This window comes from Microbacterium sp. CGR1 (assembly GCF_051062835.1).
Taxonomy (GTDB): Bacteria; Actinomycetota; Actinomycetes; order Actinomycetales; family Microbacteriaceae; genus Microbacterium.
Genome location: NZ_JAOTPG010000001.1, coordinates 970,894 through 996,523 on the forward strand (window position 1 = coordinate 970,894; position 25,630 = coordinate 996,523).

20 protein-coding genes and 1 pseudogene are annotated in these 25,630 nt (G+C 63.1%); 7 read left to right on the top strand and 14 right to left on the bottom strand.

The window, feature by feature from the left end; translation table 11 throughout:
• Window positions 1–58: 58 nt before the first annotated feature.
• The 8 genes from OD997_RS04735 to OD997_RS04770 form a co-directional block, all read right to left on the bottom strand.
• On the bottom strand, window positions 59–793 hold the full coding sequence (locus OD997_RS04735) for an SDR family oxidoreductase (protein ID WP_285363244.1): 735 nt from the start codon (window positions 791–793) through the stop codon (window positions 59–61).
• A 70-nt stretch (window positions 794–863) separates the two neighbouring features.
• Entirely contained in the window at window positions 864–1,790 is a 927-nt protein-coding gene (sigJ, locus tag OD997_RS04740; protein WP_320488602.1) for an RNA polymerase sigma factor SigJ, read from the bottom strand.
• A 23-nt stretch (window positions 1,791–1,813) separates the two neighbouring features.
• Window positions 1,814–3,136 carry an NAD(P)/FAD-dependent oxidoreductase gene (locus tag OD997_RS04745; RefSeq protein WP_434330587.1) on the bottom strand — a complete coding sequence of 441 codons (1,323 nt, stop codon included), beginning with the start codon at window positions 3,134–3,136 and terminating at the stop codon, window positions 1,814–1,816.
• Window positions 3,137–3,199: 63 nt separating this feature from the next.
• Window positions 3,200–4,783 carry an SLC13 family permease gene (locus OD997_RS04750; protein ID WP_434330588.1) on the bottom strand — a complete coding sequence of 528 codons (1,584 nt, stop codon included), beginning with the start codon at window positions 4,781–4,783 and terminating at the stop codon, window positions 3,200–3,202.
• 67 nt (window positions 4,784–4,850) lie between these two features.
• Entirely contained in the window at window positions 4,851–5,609 is a 759-nt protein-coding gene (locus OD997_RS04755) for an SDR family oxidoreductase (protein WP_363520318.1), read from the bottom strand.
• 3 nt (window positions 5,610–5,612) lie between these two features.
• Entirely contained in the window at window positions 5,613–5,879 is a 267-nt protein-coding gene (locus OD997_RS04760; protein WP_434330589.1) for a hypothetical protein, read from the bottom strand.
• A 174-nt stretch (window positions 5,880–6,053) separates the two neighbouring features.
• Window positions 6,054–6,791, bottom strand: a complete 738-nt coding sequence (locus OD997_RS04765) for an SDR family oxidoreductase (protein ID WP_434330590.1) — start codon at window positions 6,789–6,791, stop codon at window positions 6,054–6,056.
• Between the two features lie 35 nt (window positions 6,792–6,826).
• Window positions 6,827–7,927 (bottom strand): alpha/beta fold hydrolase, encoded by a 1,101-nt coding sequence (locus OD997_RS04770; RefSeq protein ID WP_434330591.1) that lies wholly within the window; start codon window positions 7,925–7,927, stop codon window positions 6,827–6,829.
• Between OD997_RS04770 and OD997_RS04775 the strand changes: the two genes are divergently transcribed.
• From OD997_RS04775 to OD997_RS04800, 6 genes are all read left to right on the top strand, one after another.
• Complete coding sequence (locus OD997_RS04775) at window positions 7,926–9,341, top strand: MFS transporter (protein WP_434330592.1); 1,416 nt, start codon at window positions 7,926–7,928, stop codon at window positions 9,339–9,341. The genes OD997_RS04770 and OD997_RS04775 overlap by 2 nt on opposite strands.
• A gap of 108 nt (window positions 9,342–9,449) precedes the next feature.
• Window positions 9,450–10,409, top strand: coding sequence for an alpha/beta hydrolase (locus tag OD997_RS04780; protein ID WP_434330593.1), 960 nt, complete (start codon window positions 9,450–9,452; stop codon window positions 10,407–10,409).
• A 4-nt stretch (window positions 10,410–10,413) separates the two neighbouring features.
• The gene (locus OD997_RS04785; RefSeq protein WP_434330594.1) at window positions 10,414–11,130 is read left to right on the top strand and encodes an alpha/beta fold hydrolase; all 717 of its coding nucleotides are present in this window, start codon (window positions 10,414–10,416) and stop codon (window positions 11,128–11,130) included.
• A 107-nt stretch (window positions 11,131–11,237) separates the two neighbouring features.
• Window positions 11,238–11,678 (top strand): MerR family transcriptional regulator, encoded by a 441-nt coding sequence (locus OD997_RS04790; protein WP_434330595.1) that lies wholly within the window; start codon window positions 11,238–11,240, stop codon window positions 11,676–11,678.
• Window positions 11,675–12,655: an aldo/keto reductase gene (locus OD997_RS04795; protein ID WP_434330596.1), complete on the top strand. Its 981-nt coding sequence runs from the start codon at window positions 11,675–11,677 to the stop codon at window positions 12,653–12,655. The genes OD997_RS04790 and OD997_RS04795 overlap by 4 nt, the downstream gene beginning before the upstream one ends.
• 7 nt (window positions 12,656–12,662) lie before the next feature.
• Complete coding sequence (locus OD997_RS04800; RefSeq protein WP_434330597.1) at window positions 12,663–15,236, top strand: LuxR C-terminal-related transcriptional regulator; 2,574 nt, start codon at window positions 12,663–12,665, stop codon at window positions 15,234–15,236.
• Here the strand turns inward: OD997_RS04800 and OD997_RS04805 are convergent.
• Entirely contained in the window at window positions 15,183–18,026 is a 2,844-nt protein-coding gene (locus OD997_RS04805; RefSeq protein ID WP_434330598.1) for an AAA family ATPase, read from the bottom strand. The genes OD997_RS04800 and OD997_RS04805 overlap by 54 nt on opposite strands.
• A gap of 1,831 nt (window positions 18,027–19,857) precedes the next feature.
• Between OD997_RS04805 and OD997_RS04810 the strand changes: the two are divergent.
• Window positions 19,858–20,049 (top strand): annotated as a pseudogene (locus OD997_RS04810) (LuxR C-terminal-related transcriptional regulator); the annotation flags it as partial.
• 53 nt (window positions 20,050–20,102) lie between these two features.
• Here the strand turns inward: OD997_RS04810 and OD997_RS04815 are convergent.
• The 5 genes from OD997_RS04815 to OD997_RS04835 all read right to left on the bottom strand — a co-directional run bounded on the left by OD997_RS04815 (window position 20,103) and on the right by OD997_RS04835 (window position 25,604).
• Window positions 20,103–21,077: a DUF5996 family protein gene (locus OD997_RS04815; RefSeq protein ID WP_434330599.1), complete on the bottom strand. Its 975-nt coding sequence runs from the start codon at window positions 21,075–21,077 to the stop codon at window positions 20,103–20,105.
• A 34-nt stretch (window positions 21,078–21,111) separates the two neighbouring features.
• The gene (locus tag OD997_RS04820) at window positions 21,112–21,633 is read right to left on the bottom strand and encodes a universal stress protein (protein ID WP_363520288.1); all 522 of its coding nucleotides are present in this window, start codon (window positions 21,631–21,633) and stop codon (window positions 21,112–21,114) included.
• 25 nt (window positions 21,634–21,658) lie between these two features.
• A complete protein-coding gene (locus tag OD997_RS04825; protein WP_434330600.1) occupies window positions 21,659–22,465 on the bottom strand; it encodes an SDR family oxidoreductase in 807 nt (268 codons plus the stop codon).
• An 86-nt stretch (window positions 22,466–22,551) separates the two neighbouring features.
• Window positions 22,552–22,902: a UBP-type zinc finger domain-containing protein gene (locus OD997_RS04830; protein ID WP_434330601.1), complete on the bottom strand. Its 351-nt coding sequence runs from the start codon at window positions 22,900–22,902 to the stop codon at window positions 22,552–22,554.
• Window positions 22,899–25,604, bottom strand: a complete 2,706-nt coding sequence (locus OD997_RS04835; RefSeq protein WP_434330602.1) for a cation-translocating P-type ATPase — start codon at window positions 25,602–25,604, stop codon at window positions 22,899–22,901. The genes OD997_RS04830 and OD997_RS04835 overlap by 4 nt, the downstream gene beginning before the upstream one ends.
• Window positions 25,605–25,630: the final 26 nt, after the last annotated feature.

The window sequence follows — 25,630 nt, forward strand, 5'->3', positions numbered from 1 at the left end:
GGACATGAACTGGAAACGCCAGTTATCCGGAATCTATTCCGGATAACTGGCGTTCGCCTCACAGCGATGTCGAGGACGGGTAGCGGGTCTTGCCGCTGCGATGGTCTCCGAGCGGCACGAGGGAGTCAAGAGCGTCAGCGCCGAGAGCCGTACCCTCTACCGTCACGACCGGACGTTCATCGTTTGCCAGCGAAAGCGACGAGCGCAGGAGCTCGTCGAGAGTGAAAACTTCTGGCCCGGCCAGATCGACGGTGCCATTGAGCGGTGCGCCCTGAGCGATCTCAGCCAGCAGCTCGACCACGTCGTCCACATCAACCGGCTGAAGCTTCATCCGCGGCGCGTTGACCGCTCCGTCGACGGTGAGCCAGTCGGCGATCGTCGGCACGAAGTCATGAAATTGAGTTGCGCGGACGATCGTGAACGGGATGTCGCCGTCGCGGACAGCGTCTTCCTGTGAGACCTTGCCCGCGTAGTATCCGTTCGCGAGCGCGCGGTCGGCGCCCACCACGGAGAGCAGCACGTGGTGGCGTACGCCGGTAGAGTGCTCGGCGGCGAGGACGCGTTCTGTGGTTCCACGGAAGAAAGCAGTCGCTGCCGCGGCATCCATCTCCATCGTGTTGAGGACGTCGACGACGGCGTCAACGTTCTCCATCGCCTCTCCCAGGCCTCGACCGGTGAGAGCGTCGACACCGTTCCCGCGCGAGGCGGCCGTGACTTCGTGTCCGAGTTCGCGGAGGCGCGCAGTGAGGCGTGTGCCGACATGTCCGTTGCCGCCGATGATCAGGATCTTCATTGGATGTTCCCTTCCCGTCCGACACCTGTCGGCTCATCATCATGACGATCCGGGGCGCGGTTTTGTGAGGTCAGTGCCTCGCTCGCCACGCGCTGAGCTTCGCGGGATTGACCTGGAGCCATACGTCGGTAACCAAGCCGCCTCTGACCTTGATGTTCATCACGCCTCTGGGGTGCCCTTGATCTCTCATCACGAGAGCGATGCCGTCACCGGTCCTCTGCTGATCCATGACGAGCGACGGCCGCTTCTGCAGCATCCCAATCATGAAGCGGGCCACGTTCGACACTCCGAGAACCGGACGGCGGGCAGAGTTCACAATCCCTCCGCCATCTGCCCGGAGGGTGACAGACGGGTCCAGCATCGCCATCAATGGCACCAGGTCCCCGTCCGCGCATGCTGCCGCGAAAGCCACGATGACCTCGTCGTGCTCGCGTGTGCGACCGGGAACGACATCGTGCTCGCGTGCACGTCGACGTGCTGAAGCGGCTAGTTGCCGGACGGCCGGAGTGCTGCGTCCGACGATGGTGGCGATCTCATCAAACGGCACGGCGAAGACGTCGTGCAGCACGAAGGCGACCCTCTCCGCGGGAGTCATACTCTCCATGACGATCAACAGCGCCGTGCTGACTTCTTCATCGAGAGACACCTTGTCCAGCGGATCCGCGTTCGCGCTCGATGCCGCAAGCGCGTGGCCCGAGAACAAGTCGGAGGGAACAGGCTCCGGCAGCCATTCGCCGATGTACTTCTCCCGCCGAACGCGTGCGGAACCGAGGACGTCGAGACAGACTCGGCTCATGACCCGTGTCAGCCATCCTTGCTTGTTGGCGACCGCGGCTCGTTCCGCATCAGTCATCCGGTACCAGCGGATGTACGTCTCCTGCACGGCATCTTCTGCCTCGGCGATCGTTCCGAGCATGCGGTAGCCGATCGCTACGAGTCGTCGTCGCTCCGCGAAGACATCGAGCAGACTCTCGTCCTGCCCATCTGGCTCGGACATGCGATGAGGATCCCCACTGGCCGTCACTCGTCCACCTTCCCACCGGTGAGGAAGGCGCGGCGAGGGTCTTTCACAGACGCGAGGGAGGTGATGTCGCGACCCGCGAAGACGGCACTGATCCAGATGAGAAGCACGCGGAACTTCCGCTCCCACGTCGGAACCGCCAACACGTGATAACCGCGGTGCATCACCCATGCCGGAAATCCGGTGATGACGATCTTCTTGTACTGGAAGATTCCCCGCCCCAGCCCGAGGGTGGCGACGACGCCGAGGTTGTGGTGGACGTAGTCAGCCGGCTCTTGCCCTCTGAGCGTCGCGATGAGGTTCTTGGCGAGACGTTTGCCCTGGCGCACAGCGTGCTGAGCGTTCGGGACAGCAAGCGCTCCGGCCCTCGGCGCCACCAGGTCGGGCACAGCCGCATCATCCCCCGCCGCCCACGCATCCGTGACAACGACACCGTCGGCGTCCTCGACGCGAAGGTCGGCTCGAACGCGTACGAGACCGCGCTCGTTGAGAGGCAAATCGGTGTGGGTCGCGACAACCGGGTTCGCTGCATTGCCTGCGACCCAGACGATGAGTCCGCTGTCGTATTCCTCGCCGGTGGAGAGCACGACGTGCCCACCCACGGCAGACTGCAGTTGAGCGTTCAAGTGGATCCGGCCACCGCGCTTCTCCAGGTGACGCACTACCCAACGCCCCGGGCCTGCGGTCACCTCAGGGAGAATCCGGCCCTGTGCTTCGACGAGATGGAAGGCGATATCGGTGGGGGCGAGCTCAGGGTAAGACTTTAGGAGAGCCATAGCCAAAGACAACGTCTTCCCGAAGCCCTCGACGCCGGAGAAGCCGCCGCCAACGAACGTGACGGTGAGGAGTTTGCTGCGTTCTGGTCCCGCCGGCAAAACAGACGCTCGATCGAAGGCCGTCATGATGTGGTCACGGATTGCGACCGCCTCCTCGATCTGCTTCAACCCAATCGCCTCCTCGAGAAGACCTGGGATGGGGAAAGTACGAGTGACGGCACCGGCGGTTACCGCGATGATGTCGTAGCTGATCGGAAACGGTCCGCCGTCTTTGGGAGTGACGGTCACGGTGCGAGACGCATGATCGATTCGCGTGACGGCTCCGGCGATGAGTCGCGTGCGTCGAAGGTGCCGTCGCAGTGGAACTGCGACATGACGCGCTTCCACTGAGCCCGCGGCCACTTCGGGAAGAAAGGGCTGATACGTCATGTACGGCCGAGGGTCGATGACTGTGACGCGTGCTTCGCTCGAGCGGAGCTTCTTCTCCAACTTCCAGGCGGTGTAAAAACCCGCATACCCGCCGCCGACGATCACGATGTCCTTCACGGTGCTACCTTCTCTCTCTCAAATATGTGACGACGCAGCCGCCGCAGATGTGAGCACGGTGCGTCAGAACGGCCAGACGAGCGGAACGTAGAGGACGGCGACAGCGACGTACAGGACCGTCAGCGGCAGCCCTGCCCTCCAGTAGTCGCCGAAGCGGTATCCGCCCGGCTGCATGACCATGAGATTCACGGGCGTAGAAACCGGGGTCAAGAAAGCCGCCGCGCCGCTGACAGTCAACGCCATCATGAACGGAAGGATGCTCAGTTCAAGTGTGGCGGCGACAGCGACGGCCACAGGCGCGACGACAAGTACCGTCGCGACGTTCGACATGAACATCCCCAACAGAACCGTCACGATGCAGATCGCCAGCAATGCGAGCTGTGGGGCGGCGGTCCCGACCAGCGCGAGAAGACCGGTCGCGACGACATCGGCCGCCCCGGTGGCGATGAACGCGGTTGACAAGGGAATCATGCAGGCGATGAGGACGACCGACTCCCATGACACCGAGCGAAACGCCTGAAGCGGTGTGAGGACTCGAGTGATGATTAGCGCGCCGACGGCGAGTAGTCCGACCATCACGGCCGGAATGAGTCCGGTTGCAAGAAGCACGATCATCGTCACCAGAATGGTCAGCACACGACGAGCGCCATGTCCGAGAGGGACACCACGCTGAAGCGATCGCGGGGACGTCACGGCGATGACATCTGACGATGCCGCGTAGCGGTGCAACGACTCCCAAGGCCCATGGACAAGCACCGAATCACCAGCACGGAGGACGACACCGTCAGTATCAGGATCCGATGCTCTGCCGTCGCCCAACCTGCTGTGGGCCAAGACCACCAAGTTTTCATGACGGGTGCGCATACCCGGGCTCACACGGCGTCCGATGAGTGTTGATCGAGGTGCGATCAGGATCTCGATGACACCCTCATCCGGACCGAAATGATGGCCAGGTCCCACCTCCACGTCATACGTTGCGCCCCATGCTCTAGCGCTCTCCTCGGGATCGCTCGCCTGTTCGTCGAGACGTTCCGCCACTCGATGCGGCAGCAGGGTCCCTCCCAGCGCAGCCGTGAAGCCGATCGTCAAAACGACGAGCGGAACACCCACCAGCGCGAACTCGAAGAAGCCGAACTCGCGTCCACCGGACTGTGCCGCGATGTCGGATACGACGACGTTTACGGGAGTGCCGGTAAGTGTGAGGAGGGAGCCGGCGCTCGCGGCGAATGCAAGTGGAATCAGCATCCTCGAGGGCACGATGCCCGCTCGAACCGCGACGACAACCACGATCGGGAGCAGCGCGGCGACGGCGCCGTTGATACTGATCAAAGCAGCCAAGCATGCGGCTGCGAAACCGATCACGAGTGTGAGACGACCACGACGTCTCCCCGCCCGCCTCAGAATCTGCTTACCAAGCCATGCCGTCACACCGGTGGCAACGAGTGCTTCGCCGACGATGAAAAGGGCAGCGATGAAGATGACGAGTGGATCTCCGAAACCAGCGAACGACTCTTCCAGCGTCAACAGCCCGGTTGCCCACAGCGCGATCGGCACGGCGGCTGCAACGAGGACCGGCGGCAGGCGATTCGTGACGAAAGCGGCCACCACCGCGAGAAGTAGACCGAAAGCGATAACCACCTGATCCATCGGTAGCACCTCTGCTTTCCTCGTTCGCAGCCCGTTCGATCGACCTGTTGCCGTGCGGCTCAGCTCTTCAATGGCTCCGGGTGTGGTCTGGGGTGGTGAGCCACTTGTTGAACGTCAGAGCGGACTGTTCCCTATCAGCGGATCCGCGCAAGGAACCAGAGGCAAGCCCGCGCGCATAGCGACCGGGGAGTCTCAGTTCGATGGCTTTTCTTGAAGCGCCATCGAACTCGATCATTCGCCGCACCATACTAATGAGCGTGTCGTCCTTCGGGCCGACAAGATCGGGAAGGCTCTCGCGCGGCCCCGCCTCGGCGGAATTCACGAGTCTGCGAGCGACGTCTCGAGCGGCGACCGGCCGAGTAAGAGTCCGCGGGACTAGGGCAAGACCGGCGAATGATGTCTGCCGGACGACTTGCTCGGCGAACTCGTGAAACTGCGCAGTCCGCACGATCGTGTGAGGAGTCCGAGCTGCACGCACGGCATGCTCCTGTGCCAGCTTGCCCGCATAGTACGACGAGTTGATCGCATCGATACCAGCCACGGAGAGCAGTACGTGGTGTCCCACGCCCGCTTCCGTCTCGGCCGTTTCGAGGTTTCCTGTGACGGCAACGAAGAACTGTGTCGCCGTCACAGCGGAAAGCGTCGTGATGTTGGAAACGTCGATGACGCAGTCCACTCCTTCGAGGGCTTTCGTCAGCCCCGCGCCCGTCAAGAAGTCCATTCCTCGGCTGCGCGCGAGAACCACGACTTCGTGGCCCCGCTCCGCAGCGATTCGTGACACGTGACTCCCGACCGTGCCTGTTCCTCCGGCTATGGCGATCCTCATCGCTCAGCCACCGGTTTTCGACCGTCGCGCCCGGGGCGGGATGAACAGTCCGACGCCGAGCACCACCGCAACGATGAGAACGATGACCTGGCTGGTCGCGTCTGAGGCTGACATGTGGCCGAGGTGAGTGACGTGGTACGAGAAGTGCAGAACGCCGAAGACGGTCCACGCGATACCCAATACCCGGTAGACAGCCTGCTCGCGCCAGAAGAATCCCGCCACGCTGGCTGCTCCGAGAGCGAGGTACATCGCCCCGTGGTCCCTCACCAAGTGCTCATTGTACGGGCCGTCTTGCGAGATCCACTCCCCGAGAACGGAAGGAAAATGGTCGTAGAACGACTGCGGGAACGCGAAGGACCAGACTCCCACAACCGCGGCGATGATCACGGTTGCGATCAAGGCGGAGTACTGAAGCGCGCCTACTTTCGAAGTCCCGTTCATCGGTCAGCTCTGTCCGCGCAAGTTGAACGAGATCTCACCGATCCGCGCGTCGCCGACCGGCACCAACCCGTCCTCCGGGAGGAAGACGCCGGAGTACAACGCCTCCGGATCCTCAACCACCGTGCGCTCGTCATCTGCGCGACGAAGCGCCTCTTCGATGAACTCGGACATCCGTGCCCGTTCCGGCCCCGCCACCTCGACGACGGTGGTGCCGGGATCGTGAACCGCGACGTCTGCGACTGTTCGTGCGACGTCGATTGCTGCCGTGGGCTGGAGAAGGATCGGGGGCACTCTCACAACACCGTCGACGGTGCTCATGTCTGCGATCCCCGGAAGGAACTCCTGGAACTGAGTGGCACGGACGATCGTGTATGGGACTCCGCCTTCAGCCACCGTGCGCTCCTGAGCGACCTTGCCGGCCAGGTACGAGGTCGCATTCATACGATCGACACCGACGATGGAGAGCACGACGTGGCGACCGACGCCGGCCATGATCTCTCCCTGAAGAATGTTGCGGCTGGTCGTCGTGAAGAACGAGACGATCTCTTCCTCGTCGAAGATCATGGCGTTCGTCACATCGACGGCTACATCTGCGCCCGCGAGCGCTGCTGCGATGCCCGTGCCCTTCAGTGCGTCCACCTCTGGTACGGCCGCGACGACAACTTCGTGACCTTCATCACGAAGCAAATCCACCACTTGCGATCCGATGCGGCCCGTGCCTCCGAAAACGACGATCTTCATTTCATGCTCCTTGCTCTGTGATTGCTCTGCGATAGTCATGGGGTTCCCTTGCCGAGTCCGGAAGGGTCGGCGACATCGCGGATGGCTTCCGCGAAGGTGCGCGGGGATTCTGCCGGGAGGTTATGGCCTGCCCGCGGGACCTGGCGATGCAGGCGGGGCCCAGAGAACAGGTGAGCGATGGAACTCCCGTCTGTCGCGGGAAAATTCCCGTCTGCCTGCCCGTCGAGGGTGACGGTGGGTACCGTGATCACCGGTCGTTTGCTGAGTTCCGATTCGATCGCCTCGTATTGAGGATCTCCAGGGGCGAGCCCCAACCGATGCCGGTACGAATGGATGACGACGTCGACGTATGCGGCGTTCTCGAACGACTCTGCGACGAGGTCGAGGTGGTCTCGGGTGAAATGCCATTCCGGAGAGTTCCGCTTCCAGATCACCTCGGCGATCGCCTTACGGTTCTCTGATAGTCCGGCGCGTCCACGATCTGTGCTGAAGTACCAGAAGTACCACAGCCCCGCCTCGAGGTCCGGACGTATCGGCAACTGAGAAGTCGCGATGTCCTGGATGAGGTACCCGTTGACCGACACGAGGCCGCGCACTCTGTCCGGCCAAAGTGCCGAGACGACGCAGGCCGCGCGTGCGCCCCAGTCGTACCCGGCGAGGATCGGCTTTTCGAGCCCCAGGGCGTCCATGAACGCGAGCAGGTCGGCGCCGAGCGCAGCCTGTTGGCCTGAACGAGGGCCGTCCGGTCTCAGGAACGTCGTGGGGCCGTGCCCGCGCAGGTACGGTACGAGAACCCTGAAGCCGGCTTCGACGAGCAGGGGAACGACGTCGTCGTAACTGTGGATGTCGTAGGGGAAACCGTGCAGGAGGACAACCGGCTCCGCGTCATGCCCGCCCTCATCGACGTATGCGATGGAAAGCTCTCCCGCCTGGATGCGGTTTGTCGCATTCAGCGGCGGGTTCACAAGGACGACCTCGTGCGCATGAGTGCGTTCGTCGCAACGTTCTTGATCTTCATGATTCGATCCACTTTGCAAGTGTGTTGGTCCGCTCCGATCCGGGGTTAGGTCATTCGACTCAGCCGAGTAGCTGACACGCACCGCGCACGGGCGGCGTCGGGCTACCGTGATCGCCATGACCGCCACCTCCGCTGACTCAACTCCACTCTCCTCAGGGCCGCTGACCTCTACTCAGCGGCTTGTTCTCTGGGTTGCAGTACTCGGTTCGTTCGTGGCCTTCCTGGATGGCACGATCGTGAATGTCGCGCTCCCATCAATCAGCGAAGAGCTCGGCGGCGGCCTGCGTACGCAGCAGTGGGTTGTGGACGCCTACCTGATCACTCTGGGCGCGCTCATACTCGTTGCTGGCTCAATCAGTGATGTCTTCGGCCGAGTTCTTGTTCTTCGGATCGGCCTTCTCGGTTTCGGGGTCGCGTCGATTGGGATCGCGCTTGCGCCGACCGCGGAGTTCCTCATCGTCGCGCGCGCTGTTCAGGGCGCAGCCGGGGCATTTCTCGTTCCGAGCTCTCTGGCGCTCATCACGTCGAACTTCTCCGGGACGGACCGCGGGAGGGCTATCGGAATCTGGACTGCGATGACCACTGCCGCCATGATCGTCGGCCCTGTCATCGGAGGCGTCTTCGTGGATGTACTCTCGTGGCGTTGGGCGTTCGTGGTCAACGTGGTTCCCATAGCTGCGACGCTTGCTCTGCTCGCGCGCGGTCGCCTGAGAGACTCCCGGCAACGAGGATCCGGAATCGACTGGATCGGCGCCGCCCTTTGCACTCTAGGCCTCGGCGCATTGGTGTTCGCGCTCATCGAGCAACCTGCGCTCGGTTGGAACGCCCCCGCCATCTGGATACCACTTACGTGCGGCGCGATCTTGTTCATCGCTTTCATCGTCCGCCAGGCTCACACGCCGCAACCGATCCTTCCGCTGGATATGTTCCGAAAGCGGAACTTCACGGCCGGGAACCTGACAACGGCGTTCGTCTACGCGGGGATCTCACTCAATGGATTCGTGGTCGTTGTTTACCTGCAGCAGAACGCAGGCTTTCCGGCAACATTGGCCGGGCTCGCCAGTTTGCCGATGACTCTACTTCTCGTCTTCCTCAGCTCACGCATCGGCGTCCTCAGCGGACGTTGGGGTCCACGAATCTTCATGACCGTCGGGCCGGCCTTCATGGGGTTCGGCGCCTTGCTTCTGCTCACCGTGGGTTCGGAGTTCTCGTACTGGTGGCAGATGCTGCCCAGCATGATCCTGACCGGATTGGGACTCGCCCTCACCGTCACGCCACTTACGTCTGCAGTCCTGGGTGCAGCCCGATCGGACCGATCCGGCATCGCATCGGCGGTCAACAACGCCGTCTCCCGCGTGGCGGGACTGATTGTCGTTGCGCTGCTGGCCCTTGTCGTCGGCGGAACGTTGGACCTCGACGGTTTTCATCGCGCTGCGATCGTCACCGCTGCACTGATGTTCGCCGGTGCAGTGACCTCGTACCTAGGTATCCGCTCCGTGCCGAGGAAGCGCAGTGGCTGGATGGAACTCTGAGCAGACTCGCCTGAGTCATTCGACTCTCTCATCCAAGACCCCGTGAGGAGCACGATCGCCTCACGCCCTCGTTTCAGAGAGTGATATTCCGACTGAAGGAGTTCTGTCATGAAACCTCATGTCCTTGAGAGTGAAGCGCAAGCCTTTGCCGACGCGACATCGAAACCTCCGTTCCTGTACGAGCTCGGTCCGGAGGGGGCACGCAAAGTTCTCGACGATGTGCAGTCGGCGCCGATCGAGAAGCACGAGATCGACGAGGAATGGGTCACCGTTCTCGCGAAGGTCGGTGACGTTCGGGTGCGCCTCGTCCGCCCGAAAGGCGCGACCGGCGAACTCCCAGTCGTGCTTTACATCCATGGTGGCGGGTGGATCCTGGGCAACGCTGGAACGCACGACCGACTCGTACGTGAGCTCGCGGTCGGGGTCGATGCTGCCGTCGCGTTCGTGGAATACGACCGCTCGCCGGAAGCTCGTTACCCCGTCGCCATCGAGCAGGCGTACGCGACGGCCCGGTGGCTCACTGCCGAGGGTCATGCGCACGGAATCGACTCCTCGCGTATGGCGATCGCGGGAGACTCCGTTGGCGGATGCATGGTGGCCGCAGTGACTATCCTCGCCAAACAGCGCGGCGAGGTCTCTTTCGTGCACCAGTCGCTGTACTACCCCGTGACGGATGCCGGACAGGACACCGCCAGCTACGCCGAGTTCGCTGACGGGCCCTTCCTCACCGCCAAGTCGATGGCGTGGTTCTGGGACGCGTACGCTCCGGATCTCGAGGTTCGCAACGAGGTGACCGCGTCGCCCCTGCGGGCGAGCATCGAGCAACTGAACGGTCTGCCGGAAGCGCTGGTCATCGTCGATGAGAACGACGTGTTGCGGGACGAAGGTGAGGCGTACTCCCGCCGGCTCATCGAGGCAGGCGTCCGCACGACGTCGATTCGATTCAACGGCATCATCCACGACTTCATGATGCTCAACCCGCTGCGCACAAGCGCAGCGTCCACCGCGGCCGTGGGCGTCGCCGTCCACGTACTCCGCAAAGCACTCGGCACCAACCGGAAGGACTAAAACCATGTCTCAGGAAGCAACTGTCGTACTCATCCACGGCGCCTTCGCCGAATCCGCCAGCTGGAACGACGTCATCTCGCTCCTCGCTGCTGAAGGAGTCCACGCGATCGCCGCTGCGAATCCGCTTCGCTCCGTCACGTCCGACGGCGAGTACGTGGCGGATGTCGTCCGCTCGATCGATGGCCCGGTGGTGCTCGTCGGGCACTCCTACGGCGGAGTCGTCGCCACGGAGGCATCGTCGCTCGTAGACAACGTGCGCGCGCTCGTCTACGTCGCAGCCTTCGCTCCTGACACCGGCGAATCCGCGGCCGATCTCGCCGGCAAGTTCCCCGGGAGCACCCTGGGAGAATCACTGCAGCCGAACGTCCTGACGTCGGGGCAGGTGGACCTCACGATCCGCGAGGACGTCTTCCACGCACAGTTCTGTGCTGACGTGGACGATGCCACCGCGCGACTCATGGCCCAGACTCAGAGGCCGATCACCGAAACAGCGCTCAACGAACCGCTGCCCGCAGCGCAGCCCGGGTGGAAGTCCGTGCCGTCGTGGTTCATCTACGCCGGCGCTGATCGAAACATCCCCGCTGAAGCCATCGCCTTCCTCGCCGAGCGTGCGGGGGCGCGCGAGGCGACGGTGATCGATGGCGCGTCGCACGCACTCGCCGTGTCTCAGCCGGCGGCTGTGGCGAAGACGATCCTCTCGGCCTTCCACGCCACACGGTGATCTGGGGCGTGCGCCGCGCGTTATTTGTGTGCGGCGCACGCTTCACCCGACATTCGATGCGTCTCACGACTTGACCTCTACCGCACTATAGGTTTCAGGATAGGAACATGCACGCGATCACCTTGCCGACGATCGATGTCGACATCCCCGATGCCGGCTTGACGATCGGCCAGGTTGCGCGGGTGACGGGACTCAGCGTTCAAGCGCTTCGTTTTTACGAGCGCGAAGGGTTGATGCTTGACCCGACTCGCAGAGACCCCTCCGGCCATCGACGCTACGGCCGACACGACATGGAGTGGATCAATGGTCTTCTCATGCTCCGAGAGACAGGCATGTCGATCGGAGATATGCGGGTGCTTGCCGATCTCTCCCGTCGCGAAGGGTCGGAGGCGGAGAGGCTGAGGGTGCTCGAGGAGCATCGCCAGTCCGTCCTTGACGTGCTGACCCGAACCCACCGTCACCTCGAAGCGCTGCAGACGAAGATCGACGCCTACCGCGACGTGGTCGAACACCGGGCCACATCGCAGAATGAAAAGAGGATCAAATGAGGGAGTTCAATCTCGGCGACGGGCTGAGCGTATCGATGATCGGCCTGGGCGCCATGGGAATGAGCGCCTACTACGGCGCCACGGACGAAACCGAGGCGATTGCCACCTTGCACCGCGCCGTCGATCTCGGCGTCACTCTGATCGATACTGCCGAAGCCTATGGCCCCTTTGAGAACGAGAAGCTGATCGGTCGGGCGCTCGGCAACCGCCGCGACGAGATCATCATCGCGACAAAGGCATCAGCAGAGACGGACGACGATGGCACGATCCATGGTCGCAACGGCACCCCGGAATACATCCGTCGCGCGTGCGAACGCTCGCTACGTCACCTGGGGATGGACGTCATCGATCTGTACTATCTCCACCGCGTCGACCCAGCGGTGCCAATCGAAGAGAGCGTCGGGGGTCTTGCTGAGTTGGTGAAAGAGGGGAAAGTTCGCCACATCGGGCTTTCCGAAGCATCAGCGCCCACTCTTCGACGCGCGCAGGCAGTGCATCCGATTGCTGCCGTGCAGTCCGAGTTCTCGCTCTTCGCGCGCGACATGCTCGTGAACGATGAGAAGGCCGTCGCCGACGAACTGGGAATCGGCGTCGTGGCTTTCTCTCCGCTCGGTCGAGGAGTTCTCACTGACGGAGTCAAGTCCTTGGACGACCTTGATCCGAGTGACGCGCGGCGTGGCCTTCCTCGCTTCCAACCGGATGCGTTCGAAGCGAACAGGCGCCTTGTCGACAAGGTCGAGTCGATTGCGCAGGGGTACGGCGCATCCGTCGCCCAGATCGCTCTCGCATGGGTGATCTCCGAAGGCGTTGTGCCGATTCCTGGTACGCGCCACCGCCGCCGACTCGAAGAGAACGTCAAGGCGGCATCCATTGTTCTGAGCGACGCTGATCGCCGGCAGCTTCGGGAGGCATTGCCGACTGCGGAGATCGTAGGGTCCCGCGACGGGATCGATGCGCCGGTCGGGACGGACCGCTGACAGACGCATGATGGCACCCGAGGATGGGCTCGCTCGCTGGACGAGCGATGTTCTGAGCGCGCTCATCTCGGGAGCAGGTGGGGTCTTCACCGCTCCCCCGGGCCTGACAGATGCCGGGGAGCTCGTTGACGCAGCGATTGCTTCGGGTGCGATTGTTGTTCGTGCGGACGACGATTCAGACTGCCATCTCATCGCGGGCGGCAGTCTGCTTCTCGCGATCAACCGATTCCTGCCGACCCCGCTTGCCGCCGTTCCGCTTTGGCGTCTCTTGGACCATAACCAGCGTCTTTTGTCGAGGATGATCGTGGAGGCGCTCGATGATCTCGCCAGAGATCAACCAGTGCTGATCGTCTCGCCCCCCTCGAACGAGGAGCCTGTCATCGCCGAGGTGTACCGATCGCTCTCGCGACGGCAGGGCCCCCGGCACGCGATCTGGGCAGTGATGGAGACAACGCGGATTTCGCCGACGGATGCGGCTGCGTCCGGAGCGCATGGACGCGAGCCAGTGGCCGGGACTCACGAGCTGCCCGCCCACTCTCACGCGCTAGTTGCCCTCGCCGCCGTCGCACCGGTTGCGCTCTCGGTGGAGGTCCTCAGTGTGTTGATGGCTATCAGCGAAACCGAGGTTCGCGCCAATGTTCGCGCCGCGGTCGAACGGGGGCAGTTGTGGAACAGAGGAGAGCTGGTCCTACCTGCCAACCGACTCACATCAGAGGAAGCCGAGCAGAGGCTTTCTCCTGCCGTCCGCATCGGTTTGCGTCGAGAGATTGTCGGGGCGTTGCGAGATCGAGGTGTACCCGCAGCGTTCCTCCTCGGAGAAGCCCTCACAGAGGGGACCAATCTTCCTGCTAGCCGCGTCAGAAGCATCGACACCGGGCTACGCGAGATGGCGGTCGATGCCATGCACGAACTGAAAGACGTGAGTCCGCGTGAGGCGATTCAATTCGGGGAGCACGCGATGTCCCTGTTCCCCGACGACGACGATCCCCGCATGAGACCGGTAGCCGATTCCCTACTGATGTTGCTCTGGCAGACCTCGCAGACACAAAAGGCCGTGGAGGTTGTGGCGCGCGTATTCATCGGTCGAACCAATGACGAACTCGATGCACACGGTATGGTGTGGCTCGCGAGAATCGAGCCACTCGCCAAGGACGCTCTTCGTCTGGCCGAAGAAGGCCTCACACTCGCGGCCGCGGACTCTGCGACGCACATCAGGCTGCGCGCGCTTCGGATGTTTTACCTCGCCCGTCTGGGATTCGACGAGATAGTCTCCGCTGAGGCTCCCGAAGCGCTAGTGGCTGCGGCCTTCTTGGAGGACTCCGAGTCTCTGGGCCTTCTCCACCTCGCGCTATCGTCCGCTCGGATGCAGGCCTCGCACTTCGATGAGGCCAGGGCTCTGGCTGGGGTTGCTGTCGCTCGCCTAAGGTCCGCAGACATACCGCTCGGCTACTGGGGGATTCCGGCTCTGTGGCAGGGGCACGTGCACCATCTTCTTGGTGACTCGGCGGGAGCGCTCACCCTCTACGACGACGTCGCTGCCCGTGCGAACACCGAAGGCAAGACGGTCGTACTCCGCCCGCTCGCAGCTCTCCGGGCATCCGTCGAGATGTCGCTCGGTCGGTTGGATCACGCAACTTCCTTTCCTCTTCACCCCCAGGACTCTGACGCGCCTCGCATCGAGGACAGAATGCAGTCTGTCGCCATCCGGACCAAGCTGCATGCCGCACTATTCCGAGGAGATCGCGAGATGCTCGCAGAGGTCGACGAGCTCCTCGCCCCGCCTGCAGCGGGGAACGACGACGCCGCGGTTCGGCGCGCCACGTGGCGACTTCTCCTAGCAGAGGAGCTCGAGCAGGAGCACGCGATCACGATCGCCGCGTCAGAGTTGAGGGCCTCCCTGGAGCACGGACACGAGGTGCTGCCCTGGACTGATCCCGAGGACGACGTGTTCCTGATGCAGACCTGCGTGAACCTGAAGTACTCAGATCTGGCTGAGCGATGCCTTCGTTCAGCGAAAGAGCGTAAACGGCAAAACCCGCAAGCAGCGATCGCCCGGGCGATCGCTGCGCACGTGGAGGGGCTTATGTTCAGTCGGCCCGATCAGCTGAGGACAGCGGCTGCGTTGTGGCAACGCCTCACGCGCCCGTTGCTGGAAGCGGATGCGCTCGCTTCCGCCGGCGAGCTCTCTGAGAGGCTTGCCGCACGATCGGGCGTACCTGATCTGGAGTCAGCGCACCGGTTGTACTACCGCGCTGGCGCGACCCGACGTGCGGCACGAATGAGACGACAGCTGCGCGCGAGCGGGCGCACGATCCGGCAGTCTCCGACCGGAGAGACACACGGCAGCCGCGGTCTGACCTGGATGGAGGAGGAGATCGTTGAACGCGCCGTCCTTGGGCCCTCCATGACGCGGATCGCTGCAGACCTTTTGCTCTCGCGCCACACGGTCGTGGCGCATCTGCGAAGCGTCTACATCAAACTTGGGATCAGTTCGCGCGACGAGTTACGTCGATGGCATGAGGCGGCGTCACCGCGGGGCGACGCCATGGGCCCTGACGACCTCGATCATTTGCTGTCGTGATCTCACATCGAGCTTGGCGTAGATGCGACGGAGGTGCGCTGTCACCGTATTCCTGGAGAGGTATAGGAACGCCGCGATCTCAGCCGCGGTTTCGTTTCTTACCGCGCGATCTACGATTCGCTGCTCTGCGGCCGTCAGACCGAGGGCATTCCGTGTACTGACACGGACCGGGGGACGCTCCCCCAAATCTCTCAGTCGCCCTTCGACGCGAGCCAGCGATCGGGTGGCGTCACAAGACGACAACAGCGTGTGAGCGCGCCGGAGCGCGTCGGCCGAGGTTGCGGAGTCGCCGACGCTCTGTGCAACAGCAAGGTCCTCCCACGCCGCAGCCTCCGCCAGCGGGCGACTGATCTCGTTATACACCCTGGCAGCAGACTCAAGTCTTCGCGGGTCTCCATCAATCAGTCCTACGACGTGGTCCAAAACCCCGTGCGCGATCGGAGCCTCAGTGATGCGCGCGCGCTCGCGCGCCATGCTCTCGACCTTGCGCGCCCGTTCCGGCATCCCGTTCTCGAGTACCAGCCGCGTGAAGTACACGTCGTCGAGGACGTCTGACGCGCCGCCCACTGGCGGCCCGAGGATACGCGACCTGTAATGGTCTCCGCGCGTCCGCATCTCGATCGTCGTCCGATCCCCTGCGATATCAGCGAGGAGCATCTCAGTCCACTCACCGCCGAGGCGCTGACTGGCTACCTTGTCCTCAGCGAACCGCGCGGCCGCTGGACCGAGTCTGTCCCTCACATCTGGGGTGTCGCGATGCACAGCGACCTGCGCAAGTATCGATACGGCCCCCACATCTACCGTCCACTCGGCACCAATGTCTTCACCCAGCTCGCGCACCGCCTCAGCTTGAATCTCTGCCTCATCGAGTCGGCCCAGGTCCAGAAGGATGTTCGCCCGCACCAGTTGCAGATGCAGGAGTGCCAGTGCCTGCCGTCGCTCGTCCGCTGCTCTTATCTCTCGGTCGATCGAAAGCAGTGCATCTAGCGGGCGTCCCACACATCTCAACAACGAGACCCTGATGAGACTCGCGAACCATGACTCTGATCCGCCCGTGCGCTGGCCTCGTTCTTCTGCTCTGCTGATCGCCTCACGCGCGAACGCCCACTCGTGTCGGTGGAACGCCGCGATCGCTTCCACATGCTCGAACGTCGAGAGCGCAACATCGTCATTGGCTGCCAGCACGGTTTCGCGAACCGCGGGTAGCACCAGTTCCAGCGCATCGTAGAGATAGTCGCTGGTATACGGTCGGGTGCTGAGGGCGGCCAGACGCGCCTTCAAGACTGGAGACTTGACCGGCAGCCGCAGGGCGACATCGAGGTTCTCGCGAGTCGCGCGCGGTTCATCCAGCGTTGTCAGCTGAGCAAGAGCGAGACGGGCCGCTACCTCTTCGTCAGGGTCCATATTCGCGGCGATCCCTCGACGCGCGAGCTCACGCGCCTCGGCCATTCGCCCAGCGTGCAGCATCACGGGGATCGCGTCGGCCATCGCCGCCCGCAGTCCAGCTCCCGATACATCGAGCAGCTGCAGACGGCGTTCGATGAGATCTGCAGCCAGAGATGCATCTTCATCGAGGACGATGGTCAGCGCGTCCTCTACGATCGCAAGCGCGTCGGCGCGCGACGGCGCTCCTGTCTCCTCGAACTCGGTGTGCTCGACAGCGCGAAGCGCGCGTTGACCCAGGGTGGTGGGGCGACCGCCGTCCTCCCTACTTAGGGCATACGCTGCACGACGCAGAAGGTTGCGCTTCCCCTCGTCCAGCTGCGCCTCCGCAGCACTCCTCACAATCTCATGCTCGAACTCGAGAGCTCCACCGGAATCATGCAGAATTCCCGATCGAAGGAGTTCTTCTACTGGCTCGAGGATCTGCCCCGCCCGCTGACCGGTGAGAGCGAGCACCTCGGTCAAAGTGAACTGCAGTCCAAGGACCGACGCAGACAGGGCGAGCTGACGTGCAGGCAAGCTAAGCAGCCCGAAACGTCGCTCGACGGGGTCTGCGAAATCCTCGTGCTCCCCCGCATAGTCGACCGCGAGAGAAACGACCCCGTCACTAAGCTGCGTTACGCCGGCGTCGCGTAGCTCGCGCGCATAGCTCGTCACGCGCAAAGGAAGCCCGTCGGCATGCGCTAGCAGCGTCCTGATCTCTGTGTTGGGCGCACCGCCGAGAATGTCTGCTGCCACTTCGAACACTGCATGCTCGTCCAGCCGCGGAAGCACAATGGCATCCTCGAGAGCTGCGCTAGCGCCACGGCTGTGAGTTGAGCGTTGCTCGAAATCTTTGGTGCGCTGAGCGACTACCCAAACGACCGGAGAGCGTCCCAGTCGCAACGGCAGCGCACGGGCCGCAAGGCGTGTGAGCTCGTCAGCGAATTGCAGATCATCGATTACGACCAGAACCGGTTGCGCAAGTCTCTCAATCGCGGCCTCGAGTTCCTGAACCCACCAGTACCGAAGCTCGACGGACGAATCCATCTGTGCAGCGGTAGCGGTATCGATGGCCGCCACGTTCGGCGCCGACAGCGCCTCGGCGAGCGTTGCCGCCACGCCGGCCGATGGGATTCCACCGGCCCGCACAAGTGCCACAGGTATGGACGCCGCGCGCGCCTCCTCGCAGACAAAGTCGAGAAGCGTCGATTTACCAGCCCCGGGCTCGCCGAGCACAAGCACATGCGCGGATTTTCCCCCGCCGAGCGCGCTCACGGCCTGCCGCAGCCGCGCGAGTTCTGTAGCCCTGCCGCGGATGCTTGTTGCCACACCATCCGAGCCAACTACGGCTTCGTCGTCGCTCATTTTTTCTCTCCGTTGCTCGCTGGTGCCGCACGCATGTTAACGCGCCCGGAATACGTGTGATGTGCGGAACATCAATCTTTTCTATTTTGCTTGTATGAGCGACATACTTTCCATTGGCAGCCGCTTCCCGAAGCTGTCACCGCTCGCCGTGCGTCATATGCTCGACCTCTACGGCTCCGAGCACCCCCTTCCGGCATCTCCGCCGGACGAGCTCATCTCCACGGCCTGGACTGGTCAGATCCCGCAGCCTTCGTCTCTCGACCTTGATCAGCAGGCGGTCCGCGCTTTCCGCGATGCGAGCCCGGATGCGCGATCCCTCATCTTGCGTGTTGCGACGACGTCGGCTCCACGACCATCTGTGGAGACCGCGCAGGAGCAGGAGGCTGTTCAGATCGGCTTCATCCTGCGTCGGGAGGATGGCGCTCTCCATACCGCGGATTCATCGCGCCGCGTGGTCGCACTCGCCGCCGCGAACCCGACGGAGGTCAGCGACGCTCTGCTCGAGGGCGCGAGTCTTGCTGCCCTCGACCCTGGCGCGCACCTCGAACGAGCGGGGGCCCCGTCATGGGCGGTGGCGTGGCTGCTCGACGCGGCGGAACAGCGATCGGAACCTATCGAGATAGCGCTGCTGGTCGCTCGAGCCGCCAACGTCGCCGCGTTTGAAGGCGACCTTGGCCTCGCCCGCCGGCTGATCGCACGGGGTGCGGCTCTCGGCGAGGGCGACGGCCTGTTGAACTGGACCGCGCCCGCCCGTGCGCTCATTCAGCTTCTTCATGAGGACGACATGCAAGCGGCGCATCGCACCCTCCATGCGACGCTGAGCAAAGTGACCGACCCAGACATCCGCAACCAATGCTTGACGGTTCTCGCGCTGCGCTGCATGGTGGACCCTCAGGAGTCTGGGTGGGGCGAGTACATCGAGACGGTCGCATCCGAGGTCAACGAAGTACATCCGACCTTGAACCGTATCGCGGCCACGATGTCAGCGGTCAACGCCCCCGATGTCACTCGCATCTCTGACGCGCAGCCAGACAGAAGACGGAGTTGGGTGGAGGTTGTTGAAAGCATCGCGGACGTCCTTGACGCGTTCAAGACGATGAGGTTGGCCGGGCATGCGACCTCAGAACGGGTCGGCAGGACCTCACCCAACGCTCTTGCGGGGTTGATCCGGACCACCTTCTTCTCGCACGTACAGATTCAGTCGCAGTTCTGGACGGCGGCAGAAGAGACGGCTGCGGACGCGCTCACTCTCGCTCGTCGAGTCGAAAGCAATCTCCTGGCTCTGAACGCGGAAACGATGCTGGCCGTTGTCGAAGCCTTCCGCGGCGAACGCGATCGAGCGGGTGAGCGTGTGGAACGCGTGCTCTCCGATCCAGGAATACGCCGTGCGCACCGCCTCCGCGCCGTAACTGAATCGGTGATCATTCTTCTCGAAGGTTCACGAGGGAACTACGACGTTGCCCTGGCTCTATTGCTGACGCGTCGACCAGACCACCTCAGTCTTACTGTCGGCCCCTACGGTCCGATCGAGGTCTTCGACTTTGTGGACTTCGCCACGAAGATCGACATGATCTCGGAGGCGAAGAAGCGCCTGGAAGAGTCGACGGTGTTGATGCAGACCTTCCGCTCGACTCGTGCGGACTTCGTCCTCCATGCCTGCGAGGCGATCCTCGACAACGACTACGCCTTGGAACGCATGGAGGGGCTTCTTCTTGAGGCCGAAGGTCTGCCGTTTGTGTACGAGGCCGCTCGTCTACGGCTCGTCTACGCAGAACGCCTTCGCCGCGTGCGACGCATCACTGAGGCGCGGCATCAGCTACTACGAGTGAGGATGGACTTCCAGAACATCGGAGCGGTGGCCTGGGTCGACCGTGTGCAGCGCGAATTGCGCACCACCACAAGGGAACCACTCGACGACGTGGTGTCCGTTCTCACGGAGCAGGAAGCGCGCGTCGCCGAGTTGGCGGCCGCCGGCTTCTCGAACAAGGAGATTGGTCGGCGATTGTTCCTGTCGCCGCGAACCGTAGCGGGGCACCTGTATCGGCTGTTCCCGAAACTGGGCGTGACGACGAGGGCTCAGCTGCGGGACGCCCTGAGCGGCGCCGCAGTCGAAGCGATCGAGATGCGCAGCAACGGATCAGTCACCCCGTCGGGGCAGGACAGTCGATCGATGTCCCAGTTGGCAAGCATCGCACCGGCGCGGTAAGCGACCTCCCAGAACTCCAACGCAGCTGTTCGGACGTCGCCAGTGCGCTGCGCAGCGGAGAGGGGGAACACCGCAAGGTGCTCGCCGCCTCGAGGCCGCCAGTTCGCGCCATCAGGTAGGGCTTGGTCAGACAGTCCGTTTGGCTCCGGCGATGTGTACGCGTAGAACGCCGGCTCCGGTGTCTCTGCGTCACCGAACCACAAGCCCGAACTCATGACCTCACGCGAATAGGCCTCTCGTGTGACGGGGTCGACGCCACCGCCGTGCTCAACAATGGCGTCGGAGAACCGTGTCGCTGCGATGTCGAAGGTGTGCCAGAAGTGGTGGACCGGACTCGTCTTTCCGGAGTATCGGCCGCAGAACTCCTCCAACAGGATGTTCACGTCGGCGAGCACCCGCCAGTATGTTGCGGCTGCTGAAGGATCGTAGGAGCGATGTTCGTCGTCGACTCGAAACTGACGGTCGCTGTCCGGGAGATCGAACGGGCGGGACAGCAATATGGGGAACGGGTCCGCACCCACCGCAAGCATCGCGTGGACGAGGGCATCGTGAAACTCTGCCACGCTCAGTCCCTGGAGAGAAAAGGAACTTCGAGACCCGTGATTTGTGGCCACGATCAAGCGGTGATTGATGAAGTCGAAGTCGATCGCAAACACCGGGTCTCGGCCCATCGGGCGAGTAGTGATACCCGAAGCCGTCACATGGAACGGTACATTCCACCAGTGATTTCGCCTCGGGCTGACGGCGAGGCGCAGTTTCCCTACGATCTGCAGATACCTGTGGATCGTCTCTTTCGTGGGCTGCCATTCCGCATACGGGAGGGCTACCTCATTCAGGGTCTCCATCGCAGGCCCTTTCGGCGCCGCACGCTGGCATTTCTCATCCGTCGCCCTCGCTACGCCAGGGGTGGATGACCCCTGTCGGAATCACCACGACCGGGCGAGACTGATGGCGAGTGAGGCGCAACGCCACGGAGCCGTCCAAGAATTCACGAACGGCGTCTCCGATGTCGCCGCGCCGAGTACCAACAACGAACATCGACGCGTGGTAGCGCTCAGCAAGATGATGCAAAGCCATCGCCGGATCACCGGCCACCTGGACCACGGTCCACTCGACACTTGTCTGCTCGAGAACTGACTTCGCCTCTCTGCGAACGATCTCAAGATCCGCTTCGCCGCGCCGAAGCGCCTCGAGTACAGGACGGACGTAGCCATCAGGATCGGGCAGGTCGATTTCGATGGTGGTATCGACATGCACGACCAGCAGTGGAACACCCATCGCCTGAGCGAGAGCGCTTGCGTGATGGAGTACCGCGGGGTCGCCTCCGGGGATCGCGCCGGCAATCAGGACGCCCTGCTCCACGTCCTCCGGAAGAGGGGCCTCATGTTGTGTGGACATCATTCTTCCGATCTCTGGGGGTTCGATCTCACGGGAACGGCCAGCTCACATGCAACAGGTCTGGTTGAGCCGCGCGCGCAGTTTCGAGCCACTCCGAGATCGTCACGTCGGACAGCTGAGCGGACGGCCCCGGAAGGAAAAGATCGTCCGTCGGAAGTTCTCCGAAGTACGTGGCGGAGGCGTCGGCGACGACCTGCCTATCGTCGAGAACCGAGGCGAGATCGAAGCGGATGAAGTCTTTCAGCCGGCCGCGTTGCGGACCTGCGACTTCGAGCACCCCGTTGCGAGGTTCAGACAACGAGACCGTTGAGATCACCTTCGCGGCTTCCTCGACCGCCACTGGTTGGACCAGCGCGTCGGGGACAGTCACCCGCCCTTGACGCGTCGCGAACGCTGCGATGCTGCGGAGATACTCGAAGAACTGTGTGGAGTGGATGATCGTGTAGGGCACCCCAGATTCTGCGACGATTCGCTCTTGGAGAGCCTTCGCTCGGAAATAGCCGCCCTCGGAATTCGCGAGTTTCTCGACCCCGACGATGGAGAGCACGATGTGATGCGAGACTCCCGCTGCGCGTCCGTCGTTCACCAGGTTCAAGCTCGACACCTCGAAAAATTCGAGAGCTGCCGCTTCATCGGTGTAGGAGGAGTTGGTGACATCGATGACAACGTCCGCTCCATCAAGCGCTTCCTCAAGACCCGCGCGCGTGAATGAGTTCACCCCAGTGGCCCGAGACGCTACGACGAGGTCAACGGGCTGCTCGGAGAGGGTCCTCACCACTGCAGACCCAGCCAGGCCGGTGCCGCCGACAACGACGATCTTCTTCTTGTGCTCCATGATCCGACTATCCCGCAGCCGCTGGTTGTCGGCGTAGGTCAATCGACTCGATTCGGTGCTCTCACCCGCACACCGTCAATGTCGATTCACGCGCCCTTGGCCCTCAGAATCTGCCTCCAGTCAGCGGGCACTCGACCGGCCGGCCCCGGGGCAGGCTGATCATCGGGATGGCTTTGGGGCGGAGCAAGGACCGGTCCGTCGACGTACTGCTCACTGTCGTAATCCCAGAACCACTCCTCCCCCGGCTCGAAGCTCTGGATCAGCGGGTGGCCCGTGCTCGCGGCATGAGCTGTCGCATGGCGATTCGGGGAGTTGTCGCAGCATCCCACGTGGCCGCATGCCGCGCAGCGGCGGAGGTGCACCCACCACGAGCCCACATCGTCGCAGTCCACGCACCCCGTGCCGCTTGGGACCGCCTTCGGGTCGATATCTCTCATGGCTTCCTCCGTTTCCTGGCCGCCCGAGCGATCGCCTTCTCCACTTCCACAATCAGGAAGATCGCTACAGCGAGCGAGAGGGCGATGCCCCATTCTCGCCATGTGAGTGGTGCCGTGTGAAACCACTCCTGCATAGCCGGCACGTACGTGAAAGCGAGCTGAAGCAGGAGCAGGATACCGACAGATACCCAGACGACTGGGTTGCCGCGGAGCGCACGAAGGGAGAAGCTCGAGACGCGCAAGAATCGTGAGTTGAACAGGTACGCAACCTGTCCGAGAACGAGCACGGTCACCGCGCTGGTCTGCGCAATGGCGAACGACGAACCTGACCCCAGCTCCACGAAAAAGATGCCGATCGACGCCGCTGTGATCAGTAGCGTCACGACCGTGATCCTCGCGATGAGGATGCCGTCGATCATCGAGGATGTGACGGCTCGAGGCGGCCGGGACATCAGCCCTTGTTCGGCCGGCTCGTATGCGAGAGCCAGGGAAAGAGTAATGGCGGTCACCAGATTCACCCACAGCACCTGAGTCGGCTGAAGCGGCGGAACGAACCCGATGATGACCGCTGTCAGAACGATCAGCGCTTGGGCGAAAGTCGTCGGGAGGATGAACATCAGTGACTTCTGGATGTTGTCGAAGATGCGCCGCCCCTCGGCTACCGCCCGCTCGATCGTGGCGAAGTCGTCGTCGGCGAGGACGATGTCTGCCGCCTCTTTCGTTGCTTCGGTTCCGTTGATGCCCATCGCGATGCCGATGTCAGCACGCGTAAGAGCGGGGGCATCATTCACACCGTCCCCCGTCATCGCAACAACCTGACGTCGCGACTGCAACGCACGAACGATTCGTATCTTGTGCTCCGGATTCGTACGAGCGAAGACGTCCACGGTCGGTGCGATATCTGCAAGATCGACATCCGACATCACCTGCAGCTCGGCGCCGGTCACCACCCGAGGAAAAGACCGCCCCGCGATCCCGAGCTCCGCAGCGATCGCGGATGCAGTTGATGCGTGGTCTCCGGTGATCATCGTGACCCGAATGCCTGCCTCTCGGCAGCGACGGATCGCCTCGATTGCCTCGGCGCGTGGTGGATCCGCGATCGCGACAAGTCCCAACAGCGTGAGACTGTGCACGTCCCCAAGGCCTATGGTCGCTGCTCCGTATGAGGGAGCAGAAGCAGCAGCGAGGACTCTCAACCCCTGACGACCCAACGAGTCCACCGCGTCGTCCCACTCTTGTCGTCGTAGCGGCGTCCTGTCACCATTCGCGTCGAGCTGGTACGCGCATCGATCGAGGAGTCGATCGGGCGCCCCCTTCGCTATCAGGCGCACGCTGCCGTCCGGAGATCGGTCGAGCACAGCCATGAGCTTGTTCTTGGAGTTGAACGGTAGCTCGGCCGTCCGCTGGTATCCCTCCCCCGTGAACTCCGCTTTGCGCGCGAGCACCACCAAGCTTCCTTCTGTAGGCGCGCCGACGACTGACCAGCCATCGTCAGTCTTCTGGACGGCTGCGTCCGTGCAGCGGGAAAGAGCGATCACGAGTTCTTGCAGGTCGCGACGCTCATGGAAGGAAGCGGTCTCCCCCGAGTGCTCTGAGACCGCGTGGCCTTCGGGGCTGTACCCGACCCCTGTGATCGAGTACCGATCCCGCGATGTGACGAGCGAGCGCACTGTCATCTCGTTGTACGTCAGAGTTCCGGTCTTATCCGAGCAGATCGTCGTCACCTCGCCGAGCGTCTCGACAGCCGTGAGTTTCCGCGTGATCGCGTTGCGCTGGGCCATCTGCCGCACGCCGAGAGCGAGTGTGATCGTGACGATCGCCGGCAGCCCTTCCGGGACGGCAGCTACGGCGAAGGTGATCGCAGAGTCGAGCAGCTGTTCCGGCCCGTCACCGTGCAGCAGCAAACCGACAACCGTCATCACTCCCGCCAGCACCAGGATGAACGCTGCGATCCGTTTGCCGAGGCGATCGAGCTGCCCCGTCAGAGGAGTCCCGAGGGGATCCGCTTCGTCGATGAGAGTTTGGATCCGACCGAGCTCCGTGTCGCTTCCCGTAGCCGCAACCATGCCGATTCCGGTACCGGCGCCCACAACTGTTCCAGAGAACGCCATCCCGACGCGATCGCCGAGCACCGCTCCGATAGGCACAGCCCCCGTCCCCTTGACCGCGAGTACCGATTCGCCGGTGAGGGGGGACTCATCGATCTCCAAGCCTTCGACGGTCAAAAGGCGCAGATCGGCGGGCACGCGATCGCCCGGGCGAAGACGCACTATGTCGCCCGGCACAAGTTCCTCGGCGACTACGTCCGACCATTCACCATCTCGCAGCACTGTCGCATGCAAGGAGAGCATCCGTCGGATACCGGCGAGTGCGCGCTCGGCCTGGCCCTCCTGAAGGAAACCGATGAGCCCCGTGGCGAGGGCGACGACGAAGATCACCCAGAAATCGATCCAATCCCGGTAGGCAGCCTTCACGACAGCCGATGCGAGCAGGATGTAGATGAGAATGTTGTTGAAGTGACCGAGGAATCGCAGGACAGGGCTTCGTCTTCTGGCCTCAGGAAGCCGGTTCGGCCCGAAGCTCCGCTGTCTCGCAATCACTTCGTCCTGACGGAGCCCCTCGCGAGAGACCTCGAGGACTCGGAGAACCTCCTCGGGAGAGCGAGCGTACGACTGATCCTGGGACTCGTGCTGGGTTGCCATCATCTCTCCTCGACCGCAGCCCACTG

Excerpts from the sequence above, each read along its gene's own strand:
- OD997_RS04735 (WP_285363244.1), bottom strand. The coding sequence starts at position 793 with ATGAAGATCCTGATCATCGGCGGCAACGGACATGTCGGCACACGCCTC.
- sigJ (WP_320488602.1), bottom strand. The coding sequence starts at position 1,790 with ATGTCCGAGCCAGATGGGCAGGACGAGAGTCTGCTCGATGTCTTCGCG.
- OD997_RS04750 (WP_434330588.1), bottom strand. The coding sequence starts at position 4,783 with ATGGATCAGGTGGTTATCGCTTTCGGTCTACTTCTCGCGGTGGTGGCC.
- OD997_RS04755 (WP_363520318.1), bottom strand. The coding sequence starts at position 5,609 with ATGAGGATCGCCATAGCCGGAGGAACAGGCACGGTCGGGAGTCACGTG.
- OD997_RS04765 (WP_434330590.1), bottom strand. The coding sequence starts at position 6,791 with ATGAAGATCGTCGTTTTCGGAGGCACGGGCCGCATCGGATCGCAAGTG.
- OD997_RS04775 (WP_434330592.1), top strand. The coding sequence starts at position 7,926 with ATGACCGCCACCTCCGCTGACTCAACTCCACTCTCCTCAGGGCCGCTG.
- OD997_RS04770 (WP_434330591.1), bottom strand. The coding sequence starts at position 7,927 with ATGGCGATCACGGTAGCCCGACGCCGCCCGTGCGCGGTGCGTGTCAGC.
- OD997_RS04780 (WP_434330593.1), top strand. The coding sequence starts at position 9,450 with ATGAAACCTCATGTCCTTGAGAGTGAAGCGCAAGCCTTTGCCGACGCG.
- OD997_RS04785 (WP_434330594.1), top strand. The coding sequence starts at position 10,414 with ATGTCTCAGGAAGCAACTGTCGTACTCATCCACGGCGCCTTCGCCGAA.
- OD997_RS04790 (WP_434330595.1), top strand. The coding sequence starts at position 11,238 with ATGCACGCGATCACCTTGCCGACGATCGATGTCGACATCCCCGATGCC.
- OD997_RS04795 (WP_434330596.1), top strand. The coding sequence starts at position 11,675 with ATGAGGGAGTTCAATCTCGGCGACGGGCTGAGCGTATCGATGATCGGC.
- OD997_RS04800 (WP_434330597.1), top strand. The coding sequence starts at position 12,663 with ATGATGGCACCCGAGGATGGGCTCGCTCGCTGGACGAGCGATGTTCTG.
- OD997_RS04805 (WP_434330598.1), bottom strand. The coding sequence starts at position 18,026 with ATGAGCGACGACGAAGCCGTAGTTGGCTCGGATGGTGTGGCAACAAGC.
- OD997_RS04815 (WP_434330599.1), bottom strand. The coding sequence starts at position 21,077 with ATGGAGACCCTGAATGAGGTAGCCCTCCCGTATGCGGAATGGCAGCCC.
- OD997_RS04820 (WP_363520288.1), bottom strand. The coding sequence starts at position 21,633 with ATGATGTCCACACAACATGAGGCCCCTCTTCCGGAGGACGTGGAGCAG.
- OD997_RS04825 (WP_434330600.1), bottom strand. The coding sequence starts at position 22,465 with ATGGAGCACAAGAAGAAGATCGTCGTTGTCGGCGGCACCGGCCTGGCT.
- OD997_RS04830 (WP_434330601.1), bottom strand. The coding sequence starts at position 22,902 with ATGAGAGATATCGACCCGAAGGCGGTCCCAAGCGGCACGGGGTGCGTG.
- OD997_RS04835 (WP_434330602.1), bottom strand. The coding sequence starts at position 25,604 with ATGGCAACCCAGCACGAGTCCCAGGATCAGTCGTACGCTCGCTCTCCC.